Origin of the sequence: Mesorhizobium sp. M00.F.Ca.ET.216.01.1.1 (genome assembly GCF_004010325.2) — a bacterium.
Lineage (GTDB): Bacteria > Pseudomonadota > Alphaproteobacteria > Rhizobiales > Rhizobiaceae > Mesorhizobium.
Map to the genome: position 1 here is coordinate 1 of NZ_SADR02000009.1, position 23,366 is coordinate 23,366.

The following is a 23,366-nucleotide window of genomic DNA, read 5'->3' on the forward strand; positions in this document are numbered from 1 at the left end:
AGATCGCCGCCATCGCCTATCCCAACAAGGCGGTGATCTACGACCTGTTGTTCCGCGCCGCCTCGGAAGCCATGCTCACCATCGCCGCCGATCCAAAACATCTCGGCGCCCGCATCGGCATCACCGCCGTCCTCCATACGTGGGGCTCGGCGATGACCCATCATCCGCATGTCCACATGATCGTGCCGGGTGGCGGCATCGCGCTCGATGGTGAGCGTTGGGTGTCCTGCCGGCCCGGCTTCTTCCTGCCCGTGCGCGTGCCGTCGAAGTTGTTCCGACGGCTCTTGCTGTCGAAGCTCACTGAGGCCCATGCTGCCGGGCAGCTGCAGTTCTTCGGCGATCATGCGGGCTTAAGCGAGCCTCGCGCCTTCGCTAAATTCCTGGCACCGCTCAAGAAGAAGAACTGGTTCGTCTATGCCAAGCCGCCCTTCGCCGGACCCGAGGCGGTGCTGGCCTACCTGTCGCGCTATACCCACCGCGTCGCCATCTCCAACAGCCGGCTGATCGCGCTCAACGAGGCGGGCGTCACATTCCGCGTCAAGGATTATCGTCGCAACGGGGAGGAGCGCTACCGGACCATGACGCTCGAGCCGGCCGAGTTCATCCGCCGCTCCATGTCCTGCCCAAGGGCTTCCACCGCATCCGCCACTATGGGCTGCTTGCCAGCGCGCACGCCAAGACCAACATCGCGCGCGCTCGCGAGCTTCTCGCCGCGCCCCAGCCCAAGGCCGAATCCGGCGGATCCGATAGCGCCGATGCGCCCGCTCCAACCGACTGGCGGCCGCCGTGTCCATGCTGCGGCGGGCGCATGATCATCATCGAGATCTTCGAGCGCGGCAACGACCCCCGAGCACCGCCATCTTCGGGCTCTTCAAGCGGAGCCCCAACGCCATGACGACCCACCATCACCGCGCATCATCCCTGCCGAGAGACCTCATCGTCGCCGGATGGGCGGCTTCGTGCGCCGGCGCCCGCCAACACGAACCTCACAGCTCGCCACGCCGAAATCGCCCGTCCGGCAACCACAACGCCCCGGCATGCGCCGCATCCGCAAGGCTGGATCCGTCGTCAACAGCGTCATTCCCTTCCGCCAGCCGCATCACTTCGACCACAACACACCAAGCACAAACGCTAAATCCCCATAGTGCCGGAACCGAGCCTCCATCCCGCGGGTTCCTTCCCTGGAGGCTTTCGGGCGCCGGCCCCGGCGCCAGGCCAACACGTGGATGGCCGGCATCCGAAACCCATCACAATTTGCGAAGTAACTAAGCGGCGCTGTCGCGTCCGCTTTGACGCAGACTCCGGAAGTGTCGTTCCAGCTCCCCCAAAAAAATCGGAGCACGATCATGCGATATGAACTCAGCACCTACGAATGGAGCGTCATCAGACCGATGCTCCCGAACAAGCCACGCAGCGTTCCCCGCGTCGACGACCGCCGTATCCTCAACGGCATCTTCTGGGTCTTGCGATCAGGTGCGCCGTGGCGCGATCTGCCGGAGAGCTTCGGTCCTCATACCACCTGCTACAATCGCTTCGTTCGTTGGCGCCGGGCTGGCGTGAAGCGGTATCACGCTGAATTACAGTAAGAAAATGCATTCCGAGAAAAGTTTCTGGATGCGAAGCCAACGACAATCTTCAACTTGGTGCGTATAGAATCGCGCATTGTGAATGCGTAGTTGAGGAGCCCCCCGAAATGAACGCAAAGCTCAAAAGCGAAGCCCGACGCAAGATAATCCTTGATGGATACGTTAATAACGAACCGCTGAAAGATATTGCTGCCAAGATCGGATGCTCACTGGCGAGTTTAAAAGTCAGCGCCAGTAAACTTGGTTGCACTCGAAGCCCGAAGGAGGCGGCGGAATTTCGGCGTGGTTTTCATATCCCGGAACACAAACGGGAAGATTACCACCGATTGATGATCGCTGGCCAGTATAAAGCTCGCGAGTGCGCGCAAATTTTGGGACTCTTAACAGTGCAATCATCAGGCGCCGAGTAAACTGATTACAATACACTCCGGACGATATTGTCACTTAAGCATTCCATTCGCCTCAGTGGTTCATCAGTAAAAAGCCCGCCGCAAAGCACGGGCAGCGGGCCCTGAAAGGTTCGCACAGATGCTGCGTCGGCGTTTCAATCGCACCTGCCTCAGTCCTCACGATCTGGATATTTGCGAACGCGTGTTCGATCAGGTCTGCGCGGATGAACAGCTCGACCCTTTGGATCCGGACACCGAAATTTTGGCGGTGATGGTTGTGGCCATTTTTCGAAATGCTCACACCAGCGAGCGCGAACTGCTGGAGGCGGTCAGGTCTCGTCGGCAAAAGGTCGCGGGAACCGCGCATTAGTGCATGTCGCTCGAAAGTGCGCAGCGGTTTTGGGACAACGACATACATAAAAGCAATAACCTAAAGCGCGTCGCATGAATCCGTTCAGTCGCGACGCGCTTTAGCTAAGGCCTCGGTCTTGAAAACCGGCGTGGGCGCAACGCTGGCGGTGACGAGGATGTCGCGGTCGTGGGCAGGGTAGTCCACATCCGGCAGCCCCTCATAGGCTCTTGAAGATAGCGTACAGACAGCGGCCAGTATTCATGGCGAGTGCCTCGTGCGGCCTTTCGGTATTGAATTCGCTTGCGAAAGTGTCAAGGCGGGTCTGCTGCTGCAGGCCATTCATGCCGGGCGGTCGGGTCGTTTCCCTCTCGAGCGTCAGATGCATGCGCTTGTGGCGGCCGTTCTGCTGAGGATAGCCTGGCTTGATGTGGCTGCGCGCTTATGAGCCCATAAGGAATCAGGCATCAAGCCGCTTCCGCTCCGAGATCGCCTTATGCAAATGCACCATCATGGCGGCGGCAAACAGCGGCGTCAGCAGGTTGAGCAGCGGTACGGCGAGGAAGGCGGCAATAACCAGCCCGGCGAGAAACACAGTGACAGAATGGTCCTTGCGCAACGCCTTGGCTTCGGCCTCCGGGCGAAAGCGCATGGCGGCGAATTCGAAGAACTCGCGCCCGAGCAAGTAGCCGTTGACGATGAAGAAGGCGGCGATGTTGATGCCCGGCACTAGCAGAAGCAGCAAGGCGACGATGTTGCCGAGGATGACGACGCCGAAGAATCTTGTCGCCAGCACCAGCGAGCGCAGCGCCGGCACGGCGCGGCCGGGCGGGTCGCCGGGAAAGTCGGTGCGCTCGACCGCCTCGGCGACATCGTCGAGGAACAGGCCGGCGACGATCGCCGTCACCGGCGCGACAAACAGTGCCAGTCCCAGCGCAAGACCTACACTGGCGACGATTGCGCCGAGCCACCCGGCCCAGAACGGCAGGCCAGGCAGCAGCGCATCGATCGACGGCAAGGCCAGCCATTCGAACAGGCTGCGGATCGCGAACCAGAGCGCCGCCAATGCGAGCAGGGTCAGCCCAAGCGTCTTCAGGAACACCGAGCGGAATTCGGGCGAGAACAGCCGGCTTGCGGCGGCGCGGGCGGCGTCGAGTATCACGGCGTTTCCAAACCCTAAGCGTGAGACATCTCCGAAATAGGCGGAGACAGGATTGGCCACAAGCGCGACCTACCTCGCAAGCGTCACCTGGCGGGCGGGAATGGTCATCGCCGCCACGCCGGCAACGACAAGGGCCATTCCCCACCACGCCGTCGGACCAAGACTTTCGCCAAGGAATACGGCGCCGATGCCGACGCCGATCGGCACGCGCAGATAGGCCTGCGAGGTGGTGCCGACCGAACCCAGCGTATGGATGAGACGGAAATAGATGCAAAAAGCCAGAGCGGTCGAAAAAACCGAAAGCCCAAGCAGGGCAAGGATCGAACTTGTCGATGGCGCCAGCGTCCAGGGCCGGTTGAACGCGAGGCTGAGCGGCACCAGCATCGCTGCGCCGCAAAGCATCGAACCGGCGGCCGGGATCATCGGATCGAGGCCCTTGAAGCCGCGACCGAAAATGGCCGCGCCTGCATAGCAGATCGTCGCCGCGACGACGGCAAGCTGCGCCAGCAATTGGTGACCAAGACCGCCAAGCGCCTGGGTGCCGATGATGAGGCATATTCCTGACATGCCCGCGCCGACGCCGAACAGTTTGCGCAGGGTCACCGGCTCGTGGCGTGTGATGAGCGCGGCCAGCAGGAAGGTGAAGATCGGCGAGGTGGCATTCAGGATCGTCGCCAGGCCGGCATCCAGCGAGCGCTCGGCCGAGGCGATCAGCGTGAACGGAACAACGCTGTTGAGGCATGCCTGGAACGCGAAACGGCGCCAGTTGGCAGCATCGATCGGCAGGGCCAGGCCACGCCAGCGAATGAGGGCGAAAAGAATTCCGCCCGCAATCAAGGTTCGGGCGGCGATCAGCGTTACCGGCGGGATCGTCTCGACGCCGATCTTGATGAAGGTGTAGGAAGCGCCCCAGAGCAGCGCCAGCGCAACGAGGAGCACCAGCTCGGTCTTCATGTCGGTTCTTGTGGGCATGGCCGGCTGGCACCTTCGGGGACATTGATCGGCTACCACCTTTGTAGGTAAGCCACGCAAGATATGTTTCGATCGCGACCTAATGGTATCTGACAGAATGTCGTGCGGTATGCGCCAGGCTGTTGTGCGGTGTGCGCCAGACCTGTTTTGCTGATCCCGCTCTAGGCAAAGCCGCTCCAAATCGCTAGACCGGCGCCCGGCCGGCATGGCAGAAAGCCGGCACGGTTTTGAGGCGGAGACATTGATGCCGGATTATGACGTGCTTTGCATCGGCAATGCCATTGTCGACATCATCGCCCAGTGCGACGAGGGGTTTCTCCAGACCAACGGCATCATCAAGGGCGCGATGAACCTCATCGACACAAGGCGCGCCGAGCTGCTCTACAGCCGCATGGGGCCGGCGATCGAGGCTTCGGGCGGCAGCGCCGGCAACACCGCGGCGGGCGTCGCCAGCTTCGGCGGACGCGCCGCCTTCTTCGGCAAGGTCTCGAACGACCCGCTAGGCGCAATCTACACCCATGACATCCACGCCCAGGGCGTTGCCTTCGACTCCAAGCCGCTGCAGGGCGAGCCGCCGACGGCGCGCTCGATGATCTTTGTCACCCCGGACGGCGAGCGCTCGATGAACACCTATCTCGGCGCCTGCATCGAGCTCGGTCCGGAGGACGTCGAGGCAGACAAGGCCTCCGGCGCCGCGGTCACCTATTTCGAGGGCTATCTGTGGGACCCGCCGCGCGCCAAGGAAGCAATCCGGCAGACGGCCAGGCTCGCGCACGCCGCCGGGCGCGAAGTGTCGATGACCCTGTCGGACTCGTTCTGCGTCGACCGCTATCGCGACGAGTTCCTCGACCTGATGCGTTCGGGCACCGTCGACATCGTCTTTGCCAACACCCACGAGATCAAGTCGCTCTACCAGACCGCCTCCTTCGACGTGGCGCTGGCCCAGATCCGCAAGGACTGCAAGATTGCCGCCGTGACCCGCTCGGAAAAAGGCTCGGTCATCGTACGCGGCGACGAGACCGTCACCATCGAGGCGACGACGATCAGGGAACTGGTCGACACGACAGGCGCCGGCGACCTCTATGCCGCGGGTTTCCTCTACGGCTATACGACCGGCCGTGACTTGCAGGCATGTGGGGATCTTGGCTCGCTGGCGGCCGGACTGGTCATCCAGCAGATCGGGCCGAGGCCACGGCAGAATCTGCGCCGCGAGGCCGAGCAGGCGGGGTTGTTGTAGAACGGGCGCTTCTTGCCGCCAACCGTCGCGCGGCTGTCACACATCGCACCTACACGCAATCGAACGTTCCGGAGCCTCATCGCGAAAGCCGAGGGCGATCGAGCCATTTGTGGGGGGCTTGGCAACGATGCAAGACAGAAATCGATCAGATCGCTGCATCTGCTGTAATTTCCGGCGATAGCAATTCAACAACCGGCCGCGCCTCGGGAGGAGAGCGTGCGGCCTGCAAGACAGACGCATGACCAAATTTCAAAGCCCGTCAGACATGATTTCCCAGGATGCGGTTGCAAGCCTTGTCGCGGGCGCCGTGCAACGTGCGCTGGTTCAGCACGACGCCAACATGAACGCACCGACCCTGATCTCGGCCAGCAGGATTGCCGGCAGCGTTGCCGCCGCCGTCACTTTCCTTCCGCCAACGCACCAACGTGCCATCGAGGCTATCCAGGGCGAATTGGCTGGCCTGGCGTCGGAATTCGTCCATGCGCTGGCAGCCGAGGCCGCACGTCGCAGCGCGACAGCTGCCGCCGGCATAGATGAAAACCCTGCCTTGATGCCGGCAAACGACACCAGAAGACCCACCCCCCAAAACCTGCGAAATCGCGCCGACGACCTCGAATCGATGCTGATCGAGGACTGGGCGGGGCGGGTCGCCGGTTCGACCTATCTGGAAGAGAATTTTCGCATACCGCGCTCGACGTTGCATCGCTGGCAAAGGCGCAACGAGGTTATTGCCTTGCGCAAAGGCGGCCGCAAGCATGTCTTCCCCCTGGCCCAGTTCGTCGACGGCAGGCCGGCTCCGGGAATAAGCGAGGTGCTTGCCGCGATCGCCAATCCGAGGCTTGCATGGTTCTGGCTGACCCGCCCTTCGCCCGAGCTCGACGGCCGCATCCCGATTGAAATGCTCAGGCAGGACTTGGTGCGGGACGTGGTGCCGGCCGCACGCGCGTTTTCATCGGTTTGATTTTTTCTGGCTGAATTCAACCAATTGGCAATCGGTTGCCCTGCTGTAAATTAGCCAACCAAACATTTTCGGAAAGCAGTTATAATTGGCACTATTTCGATTCGCGCAAATATAGAGAAGCGTTTCATTTGTACAAGTTGTGCAGTTTGTGCAGTACTGTTCGAAGATTGCGTGATATTTACGCAACAATACTTATATAAGACTCTGAAAATCAATTTTTCGCCACGATCTCTGTTGAACGCGGCCACCGCATGGGTCATGTCGAGTTCGAAGAAGCGGCGCGCTGCGCATCTTTTTCAACAGTGGGGACGGGGCGGCAATGCTTGCCCTTCAGCAAAGATATCAAACCCGTTTTTAACTTTTGTCTGGAGACACAGAAAATGAACATCAAGAGGCTTCTTCTCGGCTCCGCTGCGGCCCTGGTCGCGGTCACCGGCGCGCGTGCTGCCGACGCGGTCGTCGTCGCCGAGCCGGAACCGGCCGAATACGTCAAGATCTGCGACGTCTACGGCGCTGGCTACTTCTATATCCCCGGCACCGAAACCTGCCTGCGCATCGGCGGCTATGTCCGTTATGACATCGGCGCTGGCGATATTGGCTCGTTCGACGGTGCCAAAGCAACCGACCGTCAGGACGGCGATGTCCAGGACACTTGGAAGAAGAACGCCCGCTTCACCTTCAAGACCTGGACCGGCCAGGAAACCGAGCTCGGCACTTTGAAGACCTACACTGAAATGCGCTTTAACTTCGGCAACACCGCAACCAGTAATGCTGCCTTCGACAAGGGCGTCTCGGTGAAATTCGCCTGGATCCAGCTCGGTGGTCTCCGCGTCGGTAAGGACGAATCGGCCTTCGATACGTTTATCGGCTACGCCGGCAACGTCATCCAGGATACGCTGGTTCCCTACGGCGATTTCGACACCAACGTCGTCCAGTACTACTTCGACGCCGGCAACGGCTTCTCGGCCGTGGTTTCGTTGGAAGAAGGCTCGGGCGAAATCGGCACGATCGACAGCTATGTTCCGCATGTCGTCGGCGGCGTGAAGTACACGCAGGGCTGGGGTGCGATCACCGGCGTCGTTGCTTATGACAGCAACTACGAAGAGGTGGCCGGCAAGGTTCGCTTGGACGTCAAGCCCATGGACAACCTGTCACTGTTCATCATGGGCGGCTACGGCACCGACGACAACCTCACGGATGACGCCGGCAACATCATCGACGCCCACGGCCGCGGCTTCTACAAGCAGTGGAGTGGCAACTGGGCAGTCTGGGGTGGTGGCACCTACACCATCAACGAGAAGACCTCCTTCAACGCCCAGCTCTCCTATGACGAAGGCAAGAACTTCGGCGTTGCAGCAAACATCGCCTATGAAATCGTTAAAGGTCTCAAAGCCACGGCCGAAGTCGACTACTTGCATCTTGGCGAAGATACTGTCACCAACTTTACCAAAGCCGACAAGGAAAACAGCATCGGCGGCATTCTCCGCTTTCAGCGCTCGTTCTGATAGTTCGAGTAATAGCATAAAAGACGGCCCGCAGCGAAAATTGGGGGCCGTTTCACTGCGGAGGGTTCCTCAAGCCCCCGCCGTATAGGCCGCGATCGCCGCCATGTTGACGATGTCAGAATCCTTGGCATTGAGCGAGACGATCTGAACCGGCTTGTTCAAGCCGACCAGCAGCGGGCCGATGACGGTCGAGCCGCCGAGCTCCTGCAGCATCTTGGTCGAGATCGAGGCCGAATGGAATGCCGGCATGACCAGCACATTGGCCGGGCCGGTCAGCCGGATGAACGGGTATTGCGCCATGGCACGCGCGTTGAGCGCAACGTCGGCGGCCATCTCGCCGTCATATTCGAAATCGACGCGCCGCTTGTCGAGGATGCGCACCGCCTCCTGGATGCGTTCGGAGCGCTCGCCATGCGGATGGCCGAAGGTGGAATAAGCAAGCATGGCGAGCCGCGGCTCATAGCCCATGCGGCGGGCGAAGCCGGCCGCCTCCTCGGCGATGTCGGCGATCTGCTCGGCATTCGGCATGTCGTGCACGGCGGTGTCGGCAACAATTACTGTTCGACCCCGCGCGAGCACGATCGACGCGCCGATGACGCGGTGACCGGGCTTGGCGTCGATGACGCGGCGGATGTCGTCCAGTGCCGTCGAATAGTTGCGGGTGACGCCGGTGACGATGCCGTCGGCATCGCCCAAAGCCACCATGCAGGCGGCGAAATGGTTTCGGTCGTTGTTGATCAGCCGCTGGCAGTCGCGGAACAGGAACCCCTTGCGCTGCATGCGCTCGTAAAGGTGGTCGGTGTAGACGCTGTTGCGGCGCGACAGCCGCGCGTTGATGAATTCGATGCCTTGCTTATTGAGGTCGATGCCGGCGCTCCTGGCGTTCTCCTTGATGACATCGTCGCGGCCGAGCAGGATGGCGGTGCCGAGGCGCTGGTTCACATAGGAGACGGCAGCGCGCATCACCTGCTCCTCCTCGCCCTCGGCGAAAACGATGCGCTTGGGTTGGCGACGGACGCGGTCGTAGATGCGCTGTAGCGTCGAGGCGATCGGGTCGCGGCGGGCGGAGAGTTCTTGCGCGTAGCGATCGAGGTCGAGGATCGGCTTGCGGGCGACGCCGGATTCCATGGCGGCTTTTGCCACTGCGATCGGGATGGCCGAGATCAGGCGCGGGTCGAACGGCACCGGGATGATGTAGTTGGGGCCGAATTTTGGCCGCATGCCCTGATAGGCGGCGGCGACGTCGTCGGGCACGTCCTGGCGCGCCAGTTCGGCGAGCGCACGCGCGGCGGCGATCTTCATGTCATCGTTGATGGTGGTGGCCCGCACGTCCAGCGCTCCGCGGAAGATGTAGGGGAAGCCGAGCACGTTGTTGACCTGGTTCGGATAGTCGGAGCGCCCGGTGGCCATGATGGCATCGGTGCGAATCTCGGCCACTTCCTCGGGCGTGATCTCCGGGTCGGGGTTGGCCATCGCGAAGATGATCGGATTCTTGGCCATCGACTGCACCATCTTGGTCGTCAACGTGCCCTTGGCAGAGAGGCCGAGGAACACATCGGCGCCGTCCAGAGCCTCGGCCAGCGAGCGCGCCTCGGTCTTGACGGCGTGGGCGGACTTCCACTGGTTCATGCCTTCGGTGCGGCCCTGGAAGACGACGCCCTTGGTGTCGCACAGGATGATGTTATCCGCCGCAAAGCCCATCGCCTTCATCAGCTCGATGCAGGCGATGCCGGCGGCACCGGCGCCGTTGCAGACCATCTTGGTGGTCTTCATGTCGCGGCCAGTGATCTCCAGCGCATTGATCAGGCCGGCGGACGAGATGATGGCGGTGCCGTGCTGGTCGTCGTGGAAGACCGGGATGTCCATCAACTCGCGCAGCCGCTGCTCGATGATGAAGCATTCCGGCGCCTTGATGTCCTCGAGGTTGATGCCGCCGAAGGAGGGACCGAGGAAGCGTACGCAGTTGATGAATTCTTCGGCGTCCTCGGTGTCGACCTCGAGGTCGATGGAATCGACATCGGCAAAGCGCTTGAACAGCACCGCCTTGCCTTCCATCACCGGCTTGGAGGCCAGCGCGCCGAGGTTGCCAAGACCGAGGATGGCAGTGCCGTTGGAGATGACGGCGACCATGTTGCCGCGCGTCGTGTAGTCGAAGGCGCGGCTCGGGTCCTCGGCGATGGCGCGTACCGGCACGGCAACGCCCGGCGAATAGGCGAGGCTCAGGTCGCGCTGCGTCGCCATCGGCTTGGTGGCGACGATCTCCAGCTTGCCCGGGCGGCCCATGACGTGGAATTCCAACGCCTCCTGCGCGCTGACGGAGGGGCCATTGCTTTCGGTTTTCCTGGCCATGATGCCTTGATTTCCTCGCCCATGCGGCACCTCGTTGTGACGGGTGCAGTGCTTTCTTTTGTGGAACGTTCGGGATTAAGGCTACACTTCGCCGCTGTAAACCGCCAAGCAGATGGCTTGGAAATTTTCGGAAGCAGTTTCTTGAACGACGAAACGCCCATTCGCAGCGACAACGCCACGCCGGCCTTTGCGCCGGCAACGCCGATGATGGAGCAGTATATAGAGATCAAGGCGGCGAACCCGGATTCGCTGCTGTTTTACCGCATGGGCGATTTCTACGAGTTGTTCTTCGACGATGCCGAAAAGGCGAGCCGGGCGCTCGGCATCGTGCTGACCAAGCGCGGCAAGCACCAGGGCCTCGATATCCCGATGTGCGGCGTGCCGGTGCATGCGGCCGACGATTATCTACAGAAGCTGATCGGCCAGGGCTTCCGCGTCGCCGTCTGCGAGCAGATCGAGGATCCGGCGGAAGCAAAGAAACGCGGCGGCAAATCGGTGGTGCGCCGCGACGTGGTGCGGTTGGTGACGCCCGGCACCATCACCGAGGATAAATTGCTGGCGCCGTCGGAATCGAGTTTTTTGATGGCGCTGGGACGGGTGAAAGGCAACAGCGATCATGCCTTCGCCCTGGCCTGGATCGAAATCTCGACCGGCGCCTTCCGCGTCGCCGAGACCAGTGCCGACCGGCTGCTCGCCGACGTCTTCCGCGTCGACCCGCGCGAGCTGATTGTCGCCGAGCCGGTGTTTTACGACCCCGAGCTGAAGCCGGTGTTCGACGTGCTCGGTCGCGTCGCCAACCCGCAGCCGCCGTCGCTGTTCGATTCGGCTTCGGCGGCGGGACGCATCGCGCGCTTCTTCGAGGTGGCGACACCGGACAGTTTCGGCACGTTCTCCCGCGCCGAGCTGTCGGCGATCTCGGGGGTGATCGCCTATGTCGAGAAGACGCAGAAGGCCGAGCGGCCGCCGCTGTCGCGGCCGGAACGCGAGGAGCAAGGTTCGACGCTGTTCATCGACCCGGCGACGCGCGCCAATCTGGAGCTGTTGCGCACCTTGTCCGGCAGCCGCGACGGCTCGCTGTTCAAGGCGATCGACCGCACGGTGACCGGCGGCGGCGCGCGGCTGCTCGCCGACCGGCTGATGGCGCCGCTGACCGATCCGGCGGCAATCGGTGCCCGGCTGGACTCGGTATCGTTCTTCCGTTCGGAGACAAGCCTGTGCCAGTCGGTGCGGGCGAGGCTGAAGAGCGTCGCCGACATGCCCCGCGCCTTGTCCAGGCTGGCGCTCAACCGCGGCGGACCGCGCGATCTCGGCGCACTGCGGGCCGGCTTCGAGGCGGCGGGCGCTATTGCCGAACTGTTCAGGGCGACTGCGCTGCCCGTGGAGCTGGCAGCGGCGCTGGCGGCAATCGAGGCGCTGCCACACGCGTTGGCCGAGCATCTGACGCAGGCGCTGAGCGACGAACTGCCACTACTCAAGCGCGACGGCGGGTTTGTCCGCTCCGGCTACCACGTCGAGCTCGACGAAATGCGGGCGCTGCGCGACGAATCGCGAAAGGTGATAGCCGGGCTTGAGCGTTCGCTGATCGACGAGACCGGCATTCGCTCGCTCAAGATCCGGCACAACAATGTGCTCGGCTACTACATCGAGGTCACCGCCAACCACCATGCCGCGATGACCGACAACGATGGGGCGAAGGCGCGCTTCATCCATCGCCAGACCATGGCCAATGCCATGCGCTTCACCACCACCGAACTGGCCGAGCTGGAATCGAAGATCGCCAATGCCGCCGACCGGGCATTGAGCATAGAGCTTGCCGCCTTCGACGCGCTGACGGCGGAAGTGGTCGGCCAGGCGGACAAAATCCGCGCCGGCGCCGAAGCGCTTGCCGTGCTCGACGTATCGGCAGCGCTTGCTTTGCTTTGCGAAAGCGAGGCGTGGTGCCGGCCGCTGGTGGACGCGAGCCTTGCCTTCGAGATTTCGGGCGGACGGCATCCGGTGGTCGAACAGGCGCTGCGGCGTTCGGGCGAAGGCCCGTTCGTCGCCAACGATTGCGATCTGTCGCCGGAGGGCGATGCGAGGGCCGGCGCTATCTGGCTGCTGACCGGCCCCAACATGGGCGGCAAGTCGACCTTCCTCAGGCAGAACGCGCTGATCGCCATCCTTGCCCAGACCGGCTCGTTCGTGCCGGCGACATCAGCCCATATCGGCGTCGTCGACCGGCTGTTTTCGCGCGTCGGCGCGTCGGACGATCTGGCGCGCGGCCGCTCGACCTTCATGGTCGAGATGGTCGAGACGGCGGCGATCCTCAACCAGGCCGGCGAACGCGCGCTGGTCATCCTCGACGAGATCGGCCGCGGCACCGCCACCTTCGACGGCCTGTCGATCGCCTGGGCGGCGGTCGAATACCTGCATGAGAAGAACCGCTGCCGGGCGATCTTCGCCACCCATTTCCACGAGATGACGGCGCTGGCGGGGAAACTGCCGCGACTGCACAATGTCACCATGCGGGTCAAGGAGTGGGAAGGCGATGTCGTCTTCCTGCATGAGGTCGGCAAGGGTGCGGCCGACCGCTCCTATGGCGTGCAGGTGGCGCGGCTGGCCGGGCTGCCGGAAGCGGTGGTCGGCCGGGCAAAGGAGGTGCTGCACCAACTGGAAGAAGGCGAGGTTTCGGGCAAGGCGAACCGGCTGGTCGACGATCTGCCGCTGTTTTCGGTGGCGGTGAAACGAGAGGCACCGAAGCCGGCAAAGAATGACGCGCTGAGCGCAGCGCTCGACGAGATCAGCCCCGACGAGATGACGCCTCGCGAGGCGCTGGAAGCGCTCTACCGACTGAAGGGCTAGTGGCAAAGCCATAGCGCTGCCGTTTCAGCCTGCAATCCGCCTTGACATCATTGTACCGTTCGGTACAATTCCCATCAGGCCGTACCGGGGAGCTACTATCCGATGGAGAATGCCATGAGCCGTCCGCCACTGCCGCCCTTCACCGCTGAAACCGCGGCGCAGAAGGCGCGCCTGGCCGAGGATGCCTGGAACAGCCGCGATCCGGAACGGGTTTCGCTTGCTTATACCGAGGACAGTGTGTGGCGCAATCGCGTTGAGTTCCTCTCCGGCCGCAACGAGATCGTCGGCTTCCTGACGCGCAAATGGGCGCGCGAGCTCGACTATCGCCTGATCAAGGAAGTGTGGACCTGGAACGGCAACCGCATCGCCGTCCGCTTCGCCTATGAGTGGCACGACGACAGCGGCCATTGGTTCCGCTCCTACGGCAACGAGAACTGGGAATTCGACGACGCAGGCCTGATGCGCCGGCGCTTGGCCAGCATCAACGACCTGCCGATCGCCGAGAGCGACCGCAAATACCATTGGCCGCTTGGCCGCCGGCCCGACGACCATCCAGGGCTTTCGGAGCTCGGACTGTAGAAGCCATGCGGCGGATCGCGCCCGATCGCGACGGCCTGCTGGCCATCCTGGCCGAGGTCTTTCGCGAACACGGCTATGAGGGCGCCAGCCTCGCCCTGATCGGCCAGGCGACGGGGCTTGGCAAGGGGAGCCTCTATCACTTTTTCCCTGGCGGGAAAGAGGAGATGGCGGCGGCCGTCATAGCCCATATCGATCATTGGTTCGAAACCAATGTATTCGCGCCATTGCAGGACGTGCAGGAGCCGCGCGCGGGCATTAGCCGCATGCTGCAGGCGACCGACCACTATTTCCGTTCCGGACGGCGAGTTTGTCTCGTCGGCGCGTTTGCGCTGGACGATGCGCGCGACCTGTTTGCCAAGGAGATAAAAACCTATTTCAGCCGCTGGGTGGCTCACCTTGCCGAGGCACTGAAACGTACTGGGCGTGGCGAGGCGCAGGCGGCCGACCTTGCCGAAGAAACTGTCGCCGCAATCCAAGGCGCGCTCACCCTTGCCCGCGCCTTCGATGATACGGCGGTTTTTTCACGCGCCCTGCAACGAGAGCGGGCGCGGTTGGCTATTGGTTAGACGCCTCAGATCATCTCCAGCCCGCGCTTGCGCGTCGGCGGCGGGAAGGCGCGGTCGAGATCGGCGAAATCCTGCGATGTGAGCTTGACGTCGAGCGCGGCGCCGTTCTGGCGCACATGCTCCTGTTTACTGGCCTTCGGGATGGCGATGACGCCGGGCTGCGCCATCACCCAGGCAAGGGCGATCTGGGCGGTCGTGGCATCATGGCGGGCAGCAACGGCTTCGAGCTTCGCGTTGCGCGCCAATACGCCCTGATCGACCGGCGAGTAGGCCATCAGCGGAATGCCGCGCTGCCGGCTCCAGGGCGCCAGATCGAACTCGATGCCGCGTCGCGACAGATTGTAGAGCACCTGGTTGGTCTGTACGTTGCCGCCGGCGCGCAGACGGGTCAGTTCCTCCATCTCGTCGGTGTCGAAATTACTGACGCCCCAGTGGCGGATTTTGCCCGCCCTTCGTAAGGCTTCGAACGCCTCGACCGTTTCCGCCAGCGGCACGCTGCCCGGCCAGTGCAGCAGATAGAGGTCGATGCGATCGGTGCGCAGGCGCTTCAGGCTTTTTTCGCAAGCCGCCGGCACGCCCGTGCGCGAAGCGTTGGTGGGCAGAACCTTAGAGACCACGAAGGTATCGTTGCGGCGGCCGGCAATGGCCTCCGCAACCACCTCCTCGGCACCACCGCTGGCATACATTTCCGCGGTGTCGATCAGCGTCATTCCGAGATCCAGCCCGAGCTTCAGGGCCGTCACCTCGTCGGCGCGGCGACTGAAATCCTCGCCGATGTTCCACGTGCCCTGACCAAGCACCGGAACGGCTTCGCCCGAGGGCAGCGTGGTCGTTCTCATGGTTGTCGGCATGATATACTCCCGGGCGGCCGCGCGATCGCTGGCATGGCATCATAGATGCCGGGAGAAATCCAGATGAAGGCCTCTCCCGGTTTGTGCTTCGCCGTTACAGCGCGTGCGTCATTTCGGACGCGGGTATGCGCTACGCTCACTCCACTGGATGAGCGGCGAGCCAGGCCTGCATCTGCTTGATCTCGGCTTCCTGCGCAGTGATCACCGCTTCGGCCAGCTTGCGCATTTCCGGATCCTTGCCGTTGGCGAGCTGAACCTTGGCCATGTCGATCGCTGCCTGGTGATGCGGAATCATGCTGCGGGCGAAGTCGACATCGGCATTGCCGGAATATTCGATCGCCATCATGTCGGTATGCATCTTGTCCATCGCCGCCTTGTAGGCGTCGGTCGAAGGATTGTCCGTTGCCATGGCGCCCATGTCGTGTTTCATCTCCTGCGACTGCGCCGGAACGCTCTCGAGAAAAACAGCCAGCAGCATTCCGGCCGCCATCAGCAACAACACGATCTTCTTGGCCAAGGTCATTCGCGATCTCCTTTTTGAACGAATTTCTATCTGGGGATTTGGCTCAGAGTTTCAACGTCCTCAGCCGCAACGCGTTGCTGATGACCGAAACCGAGGACAGGCTCATCGCCGCCGCCGCAATCATCGGCGACAGAAGTGTGCCGGTGAGCGGATAGAGCACGCCGGCGGCGACCGGCACGCCGAGCACGTTGTAGAGGAAGGCGAAAAACAGGTTCTGGCGGATGTTGCGGATCGTCGCCTGGGCCAGCGTGCGGGCGCGGACGATGCCGTTGAGGTCGCCCTTGATCAGCGTGATCCCGGCGCTTTCGACTGCGACATCGGCGCCGGTGCCCATGGCGATGCCAACGTCGGCGGCGGCAAGCGCCGGCGCATCGTTGACGCCGTCGCCGGCCATGGCGACGCCGGCGCCCTTGGCGCGCAGCTCCTCGACCAAGGCCCCCTTCTGTTCCGGCAGCAGGCCGGCACGCACCTCGTCGATGCCAAGCCTTGCCGCGATGGCCTTTGCCGTGCGCTCGTTGTCGCCGGTCGCCATGACGATCTTTAGCCCGCTGTCATGCAGCGCCTTGATCGCCTCCGCCGTCGTCGCCTTGATCGGGTCGGCAACGACAACGGTGCCGGCCAGCTTGCCGTCGACGGCAACGAACATCACCGTCTTGCCCTCGGCCTGCAGCGCCTCGGTTCTGGTCGAGACGGATGCAGTGTCGATACCGAGGTCGGCCATCATCGCGGCATTGCCGAGCGCCACCTTCTTTCCCGACACCGTGCCGGAAACGCCCTTGCCGGTGGCCGCCTCGAACTCGCTGGCATCGGTGATCTTCAGGCCGCGTTCGCCGGCACCTTCGACGATCGCCTCGGCCAGCGGATGCTCCGAGCCCTTTTCCAACGTGGCGGCCAATGCCAGCAGATCATTTTCCGCGATGCCCTTGGCGGCAACAACATCGGTCAGTCGCGGCCGGCCTTCGGTTAGCGTGCCGGTCTTGTCAATGATCAGCGTGTCAACCGAGGCAAAGCGTTCGAGGGCGGCCGCCTCCTTTATCAGCACGCCGGCATGTGCGCCGCGCCCGGTGGCGGTCATGATCGACATCGGCGTGGCAAGGCCCAGCGCGCACGGACAGGCGATGATCAGCACCGACACCGCCGAGACGATGGCAAAAATCAGGCTGGGCTCGGGGCCGAGTATCGCCCAGGCGACGAAAGCGACAATCGCGACCAGCACGACGGCCGGGACGAAATAGAACGAGACCCGATCGGCCAGGCCCTGGATCGGCGCGCGTGAGCGCTGCGCCTTGGCGACGAGCTCGACGATGCGCGCCAGCGTGGTCTCGGCGCCGACCTTTTCGGCGCGCATGATCAGCGAACCGTTCTTATTGAGCGTGCCGCCGGTAAGGGCGTCGCCTTCGGTCTTCTCCACTGGCAGCGGTTCGCCCGTAATCATCGATTCGTCGACCGAAGAGCGGCCTTCGAGCACAATGCCGTCGACTGGAACGGCGTCGCCGGGGCGGATGCGCAAACGGTCGCCGGTTTTGACGGTATCGAGCGGCACGTCGTTCTCGGAACCGTCCTCGCCAATCCGCCGCGCCGTCTTCGGCGCAAGGTCGAGCAGCGCGCGGATGGCCGAGCCGGTCCGTTCGCGAGCGCGCAACTCGAGAACCTGGCCGAGGAATACCAGCGCCACGATGACGGCGGCCGCCTCGAAATAGACCGGCACGGTCCCATTGTGACCGCGGAACTGATGCGGAAAGATGTCCGGAAACAGCGTCGCGATAACGCTGTAGAGATAGGCAGCGCCGACACCAAGCGAAATCAGCGTCCACATATTGGGGCTGCGGTTGAGAACCGACTCCCAGCCGCGATGGAAGAACGGGAAAGCGGCCCACAAGACCACCGGGCTGGCCAGCGCCAATTCCACCCAGACCTTGGCCCGATCGTCGATAGAGCCGCTGAACGTCAGGCCGAGCATCGGCGCCATGGCGAAGATCAGCAATGGCACGGACAGCACGGCGCTGACCCAGAAGCGCCTGGTGAAATCGACCAGTTCCGGGTTCGGACCCTCGTCGCCGGTCGGCACGCCCATCGGCTCCAGCGCCATGCCGCAGATCGGGCAGGCGCCGGGCTTGTCGCGGATGATTTCCGGATGCATCGGGCAGGTGTATTGCGTGCCCTTCGGCATCGCCTGCGGCTCCGGCTTGCCGCCGAGATATTTTGCCGGCTCCGCCTCGAATTTCGCTTTGCAGCCGGCCGAGCAGAAATAGAAGCCTTGGCCCTCGTGCCTGGAAAAGTGCCTGGCGGTGGCGCGGTCGACACTCATGCCGCAGACGGGATCGGTGGCCGTCAGATATTTTTCCGGTTCCGCGACGAATTTCGAGCGGCAGCCTTCGCTGCAGAAATGGTAGAGGTGGCCGCCATGCTCGGCCGTCGGCTTGCCGGCGGCGGGATCGACGGTCATGCCGCAGACCGGATCGCGGACGACGGCGTCCGCGATAGACGGAGTGCTCTTCGCCGAGCAGCAGCCGCCAGCGGCTTGCGCGTGATGGTCATGGTCGGAATGCGCCATTGGAAAGCCCTCGCTGGTCTCGATGTCAATGAGGTGGTACTTCCAGTAACTGGAAGGTCAAGGGGCAGTATCGAATTTTTAGGCCGTCGGCGGCGCCGAACTGCATGCGCTGAAAAATCCGCACGCAATTGCATCGCCACACGATGGACACCACCGGGCCCCAACCGCATTGATCCCGCTCAAAAATAAACGCCTAATCGTCAACCTCGATCGATCCCGCGATAGGCTCGCCCATATGTCGCAAACGGCACCGCTAAAGAACGCGAGAAAATGGCGGTCAACAGAATCAGGATCGAGATCAAACGGATAGCGCAACAGGCTGTGGACCTCTGCCGGCTCAGGCAGGAGAAGGTCGTACCCATTCGACGACCTTGGAAAACGTGTCCGCCCGCCCCATACCCAGAATCGTGAAAACGCGCTATAGACGCCGCCAAAAAGGCAAAGCCGACTGCGCATATGGCAAGAATATCTCTGAAACTCGACGAACTGATCGACGGCGAAGTCTTGCGCCGCGAGATGACCGCGCTAACCGCCGCCACGGCGGGCGACGGTTCTGGAAAAGCCGTTCGCAGCGGCGTTCTCCAGCTTCTCAAGGGCAGGCTTGCCGACGGCCGCAAGGTTACTGAGGCCATGCTGAAGGACGACGGCAGCGGTACCGCTTGTGCCGCACGGCTGTCGCATCTCATGGACGAGATCATCCGCGCCCTCTACGATTTCGCCGCGACCCATGTCTACCGCGTCAAGAACCGGTCGTCGGCCGAACGCATGGCCGTCGTTGCGGTCGGCGGCTACGGCCGCGGCACGCTGGCGCCGGGGTCCGACATCGACCTGCTGTTCCTGCTGCCTTACAAGCAGACGCCATGGGGCGAGCAGATCGTCGAATACATGCTCTACATGCTGTGGGATCTGGGACTGAAGGTCGGCCACGCCACCCGCAACATCGACGAATGCCTCAGGTTGTCGCGCACCGACATCACCATCCGCACCTCGATCCTGGAGGCGCGTATCCTGTGGGGCGAGCGGAAGCTCTATGACGAGCTGTTGCTGCGCTTCGACCACGAGGTGGTGCGCACGACCGGACCCGAATATGTGCAGGCCAAGCTTGCCGAACGCGACGAGCGCCACGCCAAGGCCGGCGAAAGCCGCTATCTCGTCGAACCCAACGTCAAGGACGGCAAGGGTGGCCTGCGCGACCTGCAGACGCTGTTCTGGATCGGCAAATATTTCTACCGGGTGCGCACCGGCGAGGAACTTGTCGACAAGGGCGTCTTCACCGACGGCGAATACAGGGAATTCCAGAAGGCCGAGGATTTCCTGTGGGCCGTGCGCTGCCACATGCATTTCCTCACTGGCAAGGCCGAGGAACGGCTGCATTTCGACATCCAGCGCGAGATTGCGGAGCGGCTGGGCTACACCACCCATCCCGGCCTGTCGGCGGTCGAGCGCTTCATGAAGCACTACTTCCTCGTCGCCAAGGATGTCGGCGACCTGACCCGCATCTTCTGCGCGGCGCTCGAGGAGGAACAGGCCAAGCACGTGCCGGGCTTCAACCGCATCTTCCTCACCTTCTCGCGGCGCAAGCGCAAGCTTGCCGGCACCAGCGATTTCATCGTCGACAACCACCGCATCAACATAGCCGACGACCAGGTGTTCGAGCGCGATCCGGTCAATCTTCTCCGGCTGTTCTGGTTTGCCGACAAGCACGGGCTGGAATTCCATCCCGACGCGCTGAAGCTGCTGACCCGCTCGCTCGGCCTGGTCGGCAAAGCGCTGAGGCGCGACGAGGAAGCCAACCGGCTATTCCTCGACATATTGACCTCAGACCGCAACGCCGAACTCAACCTCAGGCGCATGAACGAGGCGGGCTTGCTGGCAAAGCTGATCCCCGACTTCGGCAAGATCGTCGCCATGATGCAGTTCTCGATGTATCACCACTATACTGTGGATGAGCATCTCATCCGCTGCATCGGCGTACTGGCCGAGATCGAGCGCGGCGACGGCGAAAAGATCCATCCGCTTGCGCACTCGCTGATGCCCGGGCTGAAGAAGAGCCGCGAGGCGCTCTATGTCGCGGTGCTCTTGCACGACATTGCCAAGGGACGGCCGGAGGACCATTCGGAAGCGGGCGCCCGGATCGCGCGGCGCATCTGCCCGCATATGGGGCTCTCGCCGGCCGACACCGAAACGGTCGCCTGGCTGGTCGAGAACCATCTCGCCATGTCGATGACGGCGCAGACCCGCGATCTCAACGACCGCAAGACCATCGAGGATTTTGCCTCGATCGTGCAGTCGGCCGAACGGCTGAAGCTGCTGCTCGTGCTTACCGTCTGCGATATCCGCGGCGTCGGCCCAGGCGTCTGGAACGGCTGGAAGGGGCAGTTGCTGCGCACGCTCTACTACGAGACGGAATTGCTTTTGACCGGCGGGTTTTCGGAAGTGTCGCGGGCGATGCGGACGGCGGCCGCTCGCGAAAAGCTGGCCGAGGCGCTTGCCGATTGGCCGGAAAAGGCGCGCAAGCGTTATGTCGGCAAGCACTACGAGAACTACCTGCTGACAGTCGATCTCGCCGACCAGCTTCGCCATGCCGAATTCATCCGCGAGGCGGACCAAGCAGGCAAGAAGCTTGCCACCATGGTCAAGACCCATCAGTTCGAGGCGGTGACCGAGATCACCGTGCTGGCGCAGGACCACCCGCGCCTGCTCTCGGTCATTGCCGGCGCCTGCGCGGGGGCTGGCGGCAACATCGTCGACGCGCAGATCTTCACCACCTCCGACGGCCGCGCGCTGGACACCATCCTGATCTCGAGGGAGTTCGACCGCGACGAGGACGAGCGCCGGCGCGCCGAGCGCGTTGGCCGGCTGATCGAAGACGTGCTGTCGGGCAAGAGCTGGCTGCCCGAAATGATCGAAAAGCGCACCAAGCCGCGGCGCGGTGCCAAGGTGTTCCGCATTCCGCCGCGCGCCGAAATCCGCAACACGCTGTCGAACCGGTTCTCGGTGATCGAGGTCGAAGGGCTGGACCGGCCGGGCCTGCTGTCGGAGATCACGGGCGTGCTGTCCGACCTGTCGCTCGACATCGCATCGGCGCACATCACCACCTTTGGCGAAAAGGTCATCGACACCTTCTATGTCACCGACCTCACCGGCCAGAAGATCGACAGCCCAACGCGTACGGCGACTATCCACAACCGGCTTATCGGGGTGCTCGAAGGAACCACGCCCGAGCGCGGCGGCAAGGCCAAGGCGGCGGCCGAGTGAGCGTCACCATTTATTTGTCCCAATCCTGCAGGCAGTCTCCCTACGCATGAGCCTTGTCAAAAAATTTGCCACCGTTGCTTCCGGCACGCTGATGAGCCGCGCCCTCGGCTTCGGCCGCGAGATGCTGATGGCGGCAGCGCTGGGCACCGGGCCGGTCGCCGACGCCTTCAACGCCGCCTTCCAGTTTCCCAACACCTTTCGCCGGCTGTTCGCCGAAGGCGCCTTCAACGCCGCCTTCGTGCCGCTCTTTGCCAAGGAGATCGAGACCCACGGCACCGATGGCGCCAAGCGCTTTTCCGAGGAAGTGTTCGGCGTCTTGTTCACGGCGCTGCTGGCGCTGACGATTGCCATGGAACTGGCGATGCCGCTGATCGTGCGCTACCTGGTGGCGCCGGGCTTTGCCGACACGCCGGGGAAATTCGAGACGACGGTGGCGCTGGCGACCACCATGTTTCCCTATCTGATCTGCATGTCGCTCGGTGCCATGATGGCGGGCATGCTGAATTCGCTGCGCCGCTATTTCGCCGCCGCGGTGGCGCCGGTGTTCCTCAACGTCATCCTGATCTCCGTGCTGGCCTATGCCTGGTACAGGGGCTCGGATGCCCGCACCGTCGGCTTCGGGCTGGCCTGGGGCGTGCTGGCGGCAGGGCTGGTGCAGCTGGCAATCGTCTGGGTAGCGGTGCGCCATGCCGGCATCTCGATCGGTTTCCGCCGGCCGAAGATGACGCCTTCTGTCAAACGTCTGCTGATTCTGGCGTTGCCGGCGGCGATCACCGGCGGCATCACCCAGATCAACCAGCTGATCGGCACGGCGATCGCGTCGGCGCAGGACAGCGCGGTGTCGTCGCTCGCCTATGCCGACCGCATCTACCAGTTGCCGCTCGGGGTCGTCGGTGTTGCCGTCGCCATCGTTCTGTTGCCGGAACTATCGCGGGCGTTGAAATCGGGCAATCTGATCGAGGCGGCCAATCTGCAGAACCGCTCGGTCGAGTTCACGCTGTTCCTGACCTTGCCGGCGGCGGCGGCACTTTTGGTCATGTCGGAACCGATCGTGCGGCTGGTCTACGAGCGCGGGGCGTTCGCCGCCAACAACTCGACGCCGGTGGTGGCGGCGATCCTGGCCATCTTCGGCTTGGGCTTGCCGGCCTTCGTGCTGATCAAGGCGTTCACCCCCGGCTATTTCGCCCGCGAGGACACGCGCACGCCGATGATCTTTGCCGCCATCTCGGTGGGAGTGAACGTCACCACCGCGCTGACGCTGTTCCCGTCGATGGGCGCGCCAGGCATCGCTGTTGCTTCCGCGGTCGCCGGCTGGGTCAATGCACTGATGCTGCTCGGCGTGCTGATCCGGCGCGGGCATTGGGGCCGAGACGTACCGCTGATGAAACGCATCCCCCGGCTGGTGCTGTCGGCGGCGGTGATGGCGGCGGCGCTCTATTTTGCCGAGCACTGGTTCGCCGCCAGGCTCGGCTCAGGCTCGCCGCTGGTGACCAAGGCGGTCACGCTTCTCTTGCTCGTCGGCGGCGGTGCGGTGCTCTACTTCATCACCGCCTTCGTCACCGGCGGCGCCGATTTCGGCATGATCCGGCGCAACGTCAAGCGGGGAACGGCAAAAGCTGCGCCATCGGCGGCTAGACCCGAGCCGGACGAATAGACGGCGCAATGCTGGTCTTGATCCCATCGC

At 63.2% G+C, this 23,366-nt stretch carries 17 protein-coding genes and 2 pseudogenes; 12 read left to right on the top strand and 7 right to left on the bottom strand.

Annotated features, from left to right (window positions below):
* From EN859_RS13545 to EN859_RS13560, 4 genes and pseudogenes are all read left to right on the top strand, one after another.
* Positions 1-895 (top strand): annotated as a pseudogene (locus EN859_RS13545) (transposase); the annotation flags it as partial.
* Between the two features lie 451 nt (positions 896-1,346).
* Positions 1,347-1,559, top strand: a pseudogene (locus EN859_RS13550) (transposase); the annotation flags it as partial.
* Between the two features lie 134 nt (positions 1,560-1,693).
* Entirely contained in the window at positions 1,694-1,996 is a 303-nt protein-coding gene (locus EN859_RS13555) for a hypothetical protein (RefSeq protein ID WP_127853586.1), read from the top strand.
* A 118-nt stretch (positions 1,997-2,114) separates the two neighbouring features.
* Positions 2,115-2,345, top strand: coding sequence for a hypothetical protein (locus EN859_RS13560; RefSeq protein WP_127853585.1), 231 nt, complete (start codon positions 2,115-2,117; stop codon positions 2,343-2,345).
* Positions 2,346-2,544: 199 nt separating this feature from the next.
* Here EN859_RS13560 and EN859_RS40470 read toward each other — a convergent pair whose 3' ends face one another.
* From EN859_RS40470 to EN859_RS13575, 3 genes are all read right to left on the bottom strand, one after another.
* Entirely contained in the window at positions 2,545-2,712 is a 168-nt protein-coding gene (locus EN859_RS40470; RefSeq protein ID WP_292442199.1) for a hypothetical protein, read from the bottom strand.
* A gap of 72 nt (positions 2,713-2,784) precedes the next feature.
* Complete coding sequence (locus EN859_RS13570; protein WP_127853584.1) at positions 2,785-3,486, bottom strand: sulfate transporter family protein; 702 nt, start codon at positions 3,484-3,486, stop codon at positions 2,785-2,787.
* A gap of 69 nt (positions 3,487-3,555) precedes the next feature.
* The gene (locus EN859_RS13575; RefSeq protein WP_127853583.1) at positions 3,556-4,458 is read right to left on the bottom strand and encodes an EamA family transporter; all 903 of its coding nucleotides are present in this window, start codon (positions 4,456-4,458) and stop codon (positions 3,556-3,558) included.
* A gap of 244 nt (positions 4,459-4,702) precedes the next feature.
* On the opposite strand from EN859_RS13575, the gene EN859_RS13580 reads away from it, so the two are divergent.
* From EN859_RS13580 to EN859_RS13590, 3 genes are all read left to right on the top strand, one after another.
* Positions 4,703-5,695, top strand: coding sequence for an adenosine kinase (locus EN859_RS13580; RefSeq protein ID WP_127853582.1), 993 nt, complete (start codon positions 4,703-4,705; stop codon positions 5,693-5,695).
* A 238-nt stretch (positions 5,696-5,933) separates the two neighbouring features.
* Positions 5,934-6,656 (top strand): antitoxin Xre/MbcA/ParS toxin-binding domain-containing protein, encoded by a 723-nt coding sequence (locus EN859_RS13585; RefSeq protein ID WP_127853581.1) that lies wholly within the window; start codon positions 5,934-5,936, stop codon positions 6,654-6,656.
* 380 nt (positions 6,657-7,036) lie between these two features.
* On the top strand, positions 7,037-8,161 hold the full coding sequence (locus EN859_RS13590; protein ID WP_127853602.1) for a porin: 1,125 nt from the start codon (positions 7,037-7,039) through the stop codon (positions 8,159-8,161).
* Between the two features lie 69 nt (positions 8,162-8,230).
* On the opposite strand, the gene EN859_RS13595 is transcribed toward EN859_RS13590, so the two are convergent.
* A complete protein-coding gene (locus EN859_RS13595; protein WP_127853580.1) occupies positions 8,231-10,510 on the bottom strand; it encodes an NADP-dependent malic enzyme in 2,280 nt (759 codons plus the stop codon).
* A 141-nt stretch (positions 10,511-10,651) separates the two neighbouring features.
* Between EN859_RS13595 and mutS the strand changes: the two genes are divergently transcribed.
* The 3 genes from mutS (at position 10,652) to EN859_RS13610 (ending at position 14,496) form a co-directional block, all read left to right on the top strand.
* Positions 10,652-13,351: a DNA mismatch repair protein MutS gene (gene mutS / locus EN859_RS13600; RefSeq protein WP_245525561.1), complete on the top strand. Its 2,700-nt coding sequence runs from the start codon at positions 10,652-10,654 to the stop codon at positions 13,349-13,351.
* Between the two features lie 114 nt (positions 13,352-13,465).
* A complete protein-coding gene (locus tag EN859_RS13605; protein WP_189501944.1) occupies positions 13,466-13,930 on the top strand; it encodes a nuclear transport factor 2 family protein in 465 nt (154 codons plus the stop codon).
* A gap of 5 nt (positions 13,931-13,935) precedes the next feature.
* Entirely contained in the window at positions 13,936-14,496 is a 561-nt protein-coding gene (locus EN859_RS13610) for a TetR/AcrR family transcriptional regulator (protein WP_127853578.1), read from the top strand.
* Positions 14,497-14,501: 5 nt separating this feature from the next.
* On the opposite strand, the gene EN859_RS13615 is transcribed toward EN859_RS13610, so the two are convergent.
* From EN859_RS13615 to EN859_RS13625, 3 genes are all read right to left on the bottom strand, one after another.
* Positions 14,502-15,347: an aldo/keto reductase gene (locus EN859_RS13615; protein WP_127853577.1), complete on the bottom strand. Its 846-nt coding sequence runs from the start codon at positions 15,345-15,347 to the stop codon at positions 14,502-14,504.
* 136 nt (positions 15,348-15,483) lie between these two features.
* Entirely contained in the window at positions 15,484-15,870 is a 387-nt protein-coding gene (locus EN859_RS13620) for a DUF305 domain-containing protein (protein WP_127853576.1), read from the bottom strand.
* Positions 15,871-15,913: 43 nt separating this feature from the next.
* Positions 15,914-18,424 (bottom strand): heavy metal translocating P-type ATPase, encoded by a 2,511-nt coding sequence (locus EN859_RS13625; RefSeq protein ID WP_127853575.1) that lies wholly within the window; start codon positions 18,422-18,424, stop codon positions 15,914-15,916.
* A gap of 420 nt (positions 18,425-18,844) precedes the next feature.
* Between EN859_RS13625 and EN859_RS13635 the strand changes: the two genes are divergently transcribed.
* Together EN859_RS13635 and murJ are read left to right on the top strand one after the other, a co-directional pair.
* Positions 18,845-21,682: a [protein-PII] uridylyltransferase gene (locus EN859_RS13635; protein ID WP_281015611.1), complete on the top strand. Its 2,838-nt coding sequence runs from the start codon at positions 18,845-18,847 to the stop codon at positions 21,680-21,682.
* Positions 21,683-21,728: 46 nt separating this feature from the next.
* Positions 21,729-23,336, top strand: a complete 1,608-nt coding sequence (gene murJ / locus EN859_RS13640) for a murein biosynthesis integral membrane protein MurJ (RefSeq protein WP_127853573.1) — start codon at positions 21,729-21,731, stop codon at positions 23,334-23,336.
* The last annotated feature ends 30 nt before the right edge of the window (positions 23,337-23,366 follow it).

Coding starts and splice junctions, on each gene's coding strand:
- EN859_RS13555 (WP_127853586.1), top strand. CDS start 1,694: ATGAACGCAAAGCTCAAAAGCGAAGCCCGACGCAAGATAATCCTTGAT.
- EN859_RS13560 (WP_127853585.1), top strand. CDS start 2,115: ATGCTGCGTCGGCGTTTCAATCGCACCTGCCTCAGTCCTCACGATCTG.
- EN859_RS40470 (WP_292442199.1), bottom strand. CDS start 2,712: ATGCATCTGACGCTCGAGAGGGAAACGACCCGACCGCCCGGCATGAAT.
- EN859_RS13575 (WP_127853583.1), bottom strand. CDS start 4,458: ATGCCCACAAGAACCGACATGAAGACCGAGCTGGTGCTCCTCGTTGCG.
- EN859_RS13580 (WP_127853582.1), top strand. CDS start 4,703: ATGCCGGATTATGACGTGCTTTGCATCGGCAATGCCATTGTCGACATC.
- EN859_RS13585 (WP_127853581.1), top strand. CDS start 5,934: ATGACCAAATTTCAAAGCCCGTCAGACATGATTTCCCAGGATGCGGTT.
- EN859_RS13590 (WP_127853602.1), top strand. CDS start 7,037: ATGAACATCAAGAGGCTTCTTCTCGGCTCCGCTGCGGCCCTGGTCGCG.
- EN859_RS13595 (WP_127853580.1), bottom strand. CDS start 10,510: ATGGCCAGGAAAACCGAAAGCAATGGCCCCTCCGTCAGCGCGCAGGAG.
- EN859_RS13605 (WP_189501944.1), top strand. CDS start 13,466: ATGAGCCGTCCGCCACTGCCGCCCTTCACCGCTGAAACCGCGGCGCAG.
- EN859_RS13610 (WP_127853578.1), top strand. CDS start 13,936: ATGCGGCGGATCGCGCCCGATCGCGACGGCCTGCTGGCCATCCTGGCC.
- EN859_RS13615 (WP_127853577.1), bottom strand. CDS start 15,347: ATGCCGACAACCATGAGAACGACCACGCTGCCCTCGGGCGAAGCCGTT.
- EN859_RS13620 (WP_127853576.1), bottom strand. CDS start 15,870: ATGACCTTGGCCAAGAAGATCGTGTTGTTGCTGATGGCGGCCGGAATG.
- EN859_RS13625 (WP_127853575.1), bottom strand. CDS start 18,424: ATGGCGCATTCCGACCATGACCATCACGCGCAAGCCGCTGGCGGCTGC.
- murJ (WP_127853573.1), top strand. CDS start 21,729: ATGAGCCTTGTCAAAAAATTTGCCACCGTTGCTTCCGGCACGCTGATG.